Here is a 5,809-nt window from a genome sequence, read left to right on the forward strand (position 1 = left end):
CGAGGCCCGACGCCCCCCGGGATTGGACGGAACGAAGTTCGGAGCCTTCGAGTCCGCAACCTATCACAATGCGAGCGACCCCAACCAGTTGAGGCCCATACAGAACCCGGCGGTCGAGGCCCGGCTCAGGGACGCGATCGTCCGCATCCTTGGAGAGCATGACGCGCCGCCGGAATATTTCGCCTGGATGTCGCTCGATCAGTTCACCTCAACCTCACCAATGCAAGGGAGGAAATGACCATGTATGCCGCAACGAGAATCAAGAACCGGCAGCGCGTATGCCGTACTCTGGTGGCCGCGCTTTTGATGTCGGCCGGGGCAGGTGCTGCCTCGGCCCAGGACCAGCCGACGATTTCAATGGCAATCAACCAGTCGCCCTGGCTAGACTCATTCGTTGCAATGGTCGATCAATACGAGGAGGAAACCGGCAACCGGGTGGAACTCGACGTTACGCCGTTCGGCGGGCTACTCGAGAAGATACGCAACTCGGTGCGGGCCTCGCAGGGTTCATACGACATCGTGAACGTAAATTCGCTTTGGCTTTCCGAAATTTATTCCGGAGGCTTCCTGGCGCCACTTGGCGAGATCGAGGCGAACTATCAGCTGCCGGAAGGCGTGCTTTCATATGGCAACACCACCAACTGGGACGCTTCGGCCGCCACCTTCTCATCTGATGGTGCGCTCATGGGCGTTCCGGTTAACGGCAATGTCCAGGTGCTCTATTACAATACCGAGATCTATGAGCAGTTTGGTCTCAAGCCACCGAAGACCTGGGACGACCTTTTCGCAAACGCTAAGGCCATCCAGGAGGGCGGGGAGTATTACGGATTCGTGCCGCGGGCGGCGCGCGATTCAATCGTGTACAATTTCACGCCCTATCTGTTCAGCCATGATGCCGCGTTCTTCCGCATCACCGGCCCCGACCAGGCGGAGGTCACGCTCAACAGCCCGGAAGGGCTGAAGGCGCTCGAGACATACGTCAAAATCGCGACCGAGGCCGGCCCTCCCGGACCCGGCAACATCGCGCAAGGTGAACTGATCCAGTTGATGGCGACCGGCAAGGGCGCGCAGGCGATCGCGGTTATTGCCGCCTGGGGACAACTCGAAGACCCCAACGCCTCGCGCGTCGTCGGCAAAATCAATGCGGCGCTGCTTCCTGCCGGACCGGACGGCATGATTGCGTCGAGCGCGGGCCACTGGGTCGCCGGCATTCCGAAGAATGTCGCCCCGGAAAAGCAGAAGGCGGCGCTCGCCTTCCTCGACTGGTTTGCCCAGAAGGAACGGCAGGTCGACTATGTCCGCGCCGGCGGCGTCCCGGTCCGCGGCGACATCACGGGTGCCGATCTCGGCGACGAAGCCGCCTTCCGCTTCATCGAGGCCTATTCCCAGAATGCGCGACATGCGGTGATGGGGCTGCCCTTCGCCAGCGCCGCCGAAGCGTCCGACGCCATGGCGCTGAGCTTCAACCGTGCGGTCATTGGGGAACTCACGCAAGTGCAGGCGCTAAACCAGGCAGCCGCCGATCTGGCAGGCGTTCTGGAGCGGGCCGGCTTCACGGTCTCGAAGCTGCCGGACCTGTGATCGCACAAGGCGCCGGCCTCTGCCGGCGCCACTCTCGGATCGGACTGGACAAACGATGGCCCCTGCAGGACTCGACGAGAAGGCCCGGCGTAACCGGCGATGGGTGGTCGTTTCCCTCTTGCCTGTCGCCGCGTTCTTCATCGTGCTCACGGCGTTCCCTGTCGTCAATCTGCTCGGCCTGAGCTTTTTTCACGTCGAATGGCAAGACGGCGCGGCGCGATTCGATTTCGTAGGCATGGAGAACTTCCGACGGCTATTTTCGCAGGAGACTGTCTTCTGGGCCGGCGTGCGAAACAATATCGTTTTCGCGGTCGTAGCAGTCAGCGGCCAGATGATCCTCGGCTTTTCGATGGCTCTGGCGGTGAAAACCGCCGGTTCCTATGGCCGCGCATTGCTGACGGGCATCTTCCTCCTGCCGATCGTGGTGCCGCCGATCGTGATCGGAACGATGTGGCGGCTGATCATGGGTCGCGAGTTCGGACTGGCGAACACGCTGCTGGGTTTCTTTGGCCTCGGCCCGGTGGACTGGCTGGGCGATCCGGACCTTGCGCTGGCATCGGTCATTTTCGTCGATATCTGGCACTGGACGCCTTTCGTCTTCCTGCTGATGCTGGCCGGTCTCGAATCCCTCGACGGGGAGGTGCTGGAAGCGGCGCGCATCGACACCGTGAGCCGCTGGCAGCAGATCCGCCATGTCATTATGCCGATGATGCTGCCGACCATCGCCATCACGCTGCTCTTTCGCGTCATCCTCTCGTTCAAAGTCTTCGACGAGGTCTACCTCCTGACGTCCGGGGGCCCCGGAACCGCGACGGAAGTCGTGAACTTCTCGATATACAGAACATTCTTCCGGCAGGACCAGGTCGGCTACGGTGCCGCGATGTCGGTCGTGACGCTGTTTTCCATCAGCCTCATCATTATTCTCGCCCGCGCCTTCGTGCAGCGGCGGGCGTCGAGACGGGAGGCCGCGACATGAACCGGAGCCGTGTCGGAGGTCTGCTCGCCAATTCGGTCGTCTGGGGCTATGCCCTGATGATACTGGGGCCGACATTGTGGGTGCTTTCCAACGCTTTCAAGTTCAAGATCGACATCATTACGGGCGCCACCCTGTCGCCTTTTACCTGGATGAACTTCCAGGAACTGCTTTTCTCCCGCCAGTCGGATTTCCTGGCGAATCTGTTCAACAGCGCGCTGATCGGCGTCGTGTCGACAGCCATTGTGATCATCGCCGCCACGATGGCGGCGTTTACCCTTGCCTACCTGGAGGTGAAACCGTGGGTCCGTTGGGCGATACTTGGGTGGGCGCTTCTGTTCCACATGCTGCCGACGCTGACCTTTGTCGGATCGTGGTACCTGATGTACTCTTCGATAGGGCTGCACGGCACCTATTTCGCTGTCATCATGACGCATGCCGTGCACAACCTACCGATGGCGCTGTTCCTCATGGTCAGCTTTGTCGGCGCGTTGCCGCGCGAGCTCATCCAGGCAGCGCGGATGGACGGCTGTACCTATGCCCAGGTGTTCTGGCGCATCGTCTTTCCGCTCGTGCGCGGCGGCATGATCGCGGCTACCGCGCTCACCTTCATCTTCTCATGGAGCGACTTCGCCATCTCGCTCACTTTGACGTCGCGCGACACGATGACTGTTCCGGTGGCGATTGCCACCTTCGCCCAGGAATACGACATACGCTACGGCGAGATGGCGGCCGGAACGCTTTTGTCGATCATGCCCGCGCTGCTTCTCATATTGGTCGGGCAGAACTTCATCGTGCGCGGCCTGCTTGCGGGAGCGGTGAAATGAGCAATATGAAACTGGCGCCCTTGCGCCGCGACGGGGATGTCGATGTCTAACGTTTCGCTGAGAGGCCTGAAAAAGTCCTACGGGAGCGTCGAGGTCATCCCGTCGCTCGACCTCGATATTCGCTCGGGCGAGTTTGTCGTGCTGGTCGGTCCCTCGGGCAGCGGCAAATCCACGCTGCTGAGGATGATCGCGGGACTGGAAAGCATCGATGCCGGCACCGTCAGCGTAGAGGGGGAGGACGTCACGCAACGCGATCCGGGCGACCGCGACATGGCGATGGTGTTCCAATCCTACGCGCTTTACCCGCATATGACGGTCGCGGAGAACATGACATTTGCGCTGCGCATGCGCGGCATGGACAAGACCACGATCGGCGAGCGGCTGACCGAGTCGGTGCGAATGCTGTCCCTAGAGGGGCTTGAGCACCGCAAGCCCGGACAACTGTCCGGCGGACAGAGGCAGCGCGTGGCGATGGGCCGGGCAATCGTGCGTCAGCCGCGGGTATTCCTCTTCGACGAGCCGCTCTCCAACCTGGATGCGAAACTGCGCGCCAGAACCCGTATCGAACTGCGTGAGCTGCACGAAAAGTTGGGCGCGACCTCCATCTTCGTCACGCATGATCAGATCGAGGCCATGACGATGGCCGACCGCATCGTGCTGCTTGAGAAGGGGCGTATCCAGCAGGTTGGTTCTCCGCGTGAAATATACGAGAGGCCGCGCAACACCTTCGTCGCCAGCTTCATCGGCTCTCCCGAGATCAACATGATGGAAGGAAAGCTGTGGTTCGACAACGGCACGGCCTGGTTCGAACAGCTCGTTCTTAGGTCGCGCGGGTCGGAGTCCGCCTCGCTTGCGGGCGTGGCCGCCGGTGGCTATACGCTTGGCATCCGTCCCGAGGGTTTCGATATAGCGCGCGAACCACTGGAGGGCAGCGTGCCGATGGTGGTGGGAGCGGTCGAATACACCGGTTCCGATACCTATGCATTCGGGAAAAGCCCAATGGGCGATCTAACGGTCAAGATTGCGGCCGACTTTCAGGCTGTAGCCGAGACGCTTCACACGGGAGAGACACTTCATGTCAAAGCTCTGGCCGACGGCTGGCACCTGTTCGATTCTTCGGGCGAGCGCGTCACCGGCGGTTGAATGTCCTCAGGAGGGAGCAAGGTTCGCTCCGTATTCCACGCGTCCGGATATTGCCTGAGCATGCTTCCGGCACCTTCAGTCCTTCGCAGCCTCGTCGGCGATCTCAAACAGGTCGCCAGTTTGCGCCGCGTTACGCTCATGGACGGGCCCGAAGCCGGGGTCGAGGCGCTCGTCTTTTCCACCGGAGGCGGACTGGACTTCTGGGTGGTGCCGGGCCGCATGCTCGATATTGCCGCGCTTTCGTGGCACGGCAGCCAGATCGCTTGGCAGAGCCCGGCGGGGATGCGGCCCGTGGATGTGTCGGGGGGCGATCAGCGCGTGTTCGAGCATGGCTTCGGAGGCTTTCTCAACACCTGCGGCTTCGATCATATCCGCCAGCCGGTTGACGGGTTGCCGCTCCACGGTTCGGCGCCATTCACCCCGGCCCGGCTGTTGAGTTTCGGCGAGAACTGGGATGCGGAGGAGCCTATCCTCCGTTGCGAGGGCGAGGCGACATGTTGGCGCCATGGTGGTTACGGATATCGGCTGCGCCGGCGGATTGAGGCTCCGATCGGGGGAGCGACAATCCGCATCCGCGATCGTGTCGAGATCATCGGTCCCGACCCTGCCGCGGTGCTCGCGCTTTATCATTTCAATCTCGGCTATCCCGCGGTACGCAACGGCACCCAGGTGCTTCTGGACGGGAACCGTGTCGTCGGTCCGCTCTCGCCGCCGGAGTCAAAGCCCCAGACCCCAACGCTTCATCGCGCGTCTGCTGGATGGGCCGTTTGTCACGTCGTCTTGGCCCACCGCGGAGCTGCGATCGCCTTTCGCTGGCGCACTGACACACTGCCATGGCTCCAGCTTTGGCGGGATCTACGACCACATCGCGGCGTGTTGTCCATCGAGCCCTGCAGCATCGGCCGCCTTCCCGACGGCGCCAACGAGCCGTCGCCGCCAATCAATGCCGGCGAAGCCCGTTCATTCGCAATCGACATCGCGTTCGCTTCGAACCCGTTGTAACCGGCAACCCAACTGCTGGCAGGGGAGCTCAAGTCTGACGCTGCGTTCCTCCCGAAGGAAGCAGCCAAGCGGAATGTATGAAACACATGGAGCGCAGCACTGAAGCACTTGGCGGGTCATCCACACGGGCGCGGGCTACACTGGCGCAGGTTCCAGTTACTCTCACGCTGTCCGTCTCAGCAGCGAGGAAGAGGCACGTGTGGCGACTAGAGCGGGATGAAACGAGGCTGAATCGGCAGGGATTCCCTTTGGCGGTGAATTCTGATTCAACATGCTGGCTGGA

Annotated in this window: 5 protein-coding genes and 1 pseudogene; all 6 read left to right on the forward strand. The window is 61.8% G+C overall.

What is annotated here, in order from left to right:
- A pseudogene (locus NYR58_RS19955) lies at window positions 1-238 on the forward strand (hypothetical protein); the annotation flags it as partial.
- Window positions 239-240: 2 nt separating this feature from the next.
- Window positions 241-1,581 carry an ABC transporter substrate-binding protein gene (locus tag NYR58_RS19960; protein WP_261522887.1) on the forward strand — a complete coding sequence of 447 codons (1,341 nt, stop codon included), beginning with the start codon at window positions 241-243 and terminating at the stop codon, window positions 1,579-1,581.
- 55 nt (window positions 1,582-1,636) lie between these two features.
- Complete coding sequence (locus tag NYR58_RS19965) at window positions 1,637-2,557, forward strand: carbohydrate ABC transporter permease (RefSeq protein ID WP_261522888.1); 921 nt, start codon at window positions 1,637-1,639, stop codon at window positions 2,555-2,557.
- Window positions 2,554-3,381 carry a carbohydrate ABC transporter permease gene (locus NYR58_RS19970; RefSeq protein WP_261522889.1) on the forward strand — a complete coding sequence of 276 codons (828 nt, stop codon included), beginning with the start codon at window positions 2,554-2,556 and terminating at the stop codon, window positions 3,379-3,381. The genes NYR58_RS19965 and NYR58_RS19970 overlap by 4 nt, the downstream gene beginning before the upstream one ends.
- 42 nt (window positions 3,382-3,423) lie before the next feature.
- Window positions 3,424-4,524, forward strand: coding sequence for an ABC transporter ATP-binding protein (locus tag NYR58_RS19975; protein ID WP_261522890.1), 1,101 nt, complete (start codon window positions 3,424-3,426; stop codon window positions 4,522-4,524).
- Window positions 4,525-4,584: 60 nt separating this feature from the next.
- Window positions 4,585-5,526, forward strand: coding sequence for a DUF4432 family protein (locus NYR58_RS19980; protein WP_261522891.1), 942 nt, complete (start codon window positions 4,585-4,587; stop codon window positions 5,524-5,526).
- Window positions 5,527-5,809 lie beyond the last annotated feature (283 nt).

The sequence above is a fragment of the Chelativorans intermedius genome (assembly GCF_025398255.1).
Lineage (GTDB): Bacteria > Pseudomonadota > Alphaproteobacteria > Rhizobiales > Rhizobiaceae > Chelativorans > Chelativorans intermedius.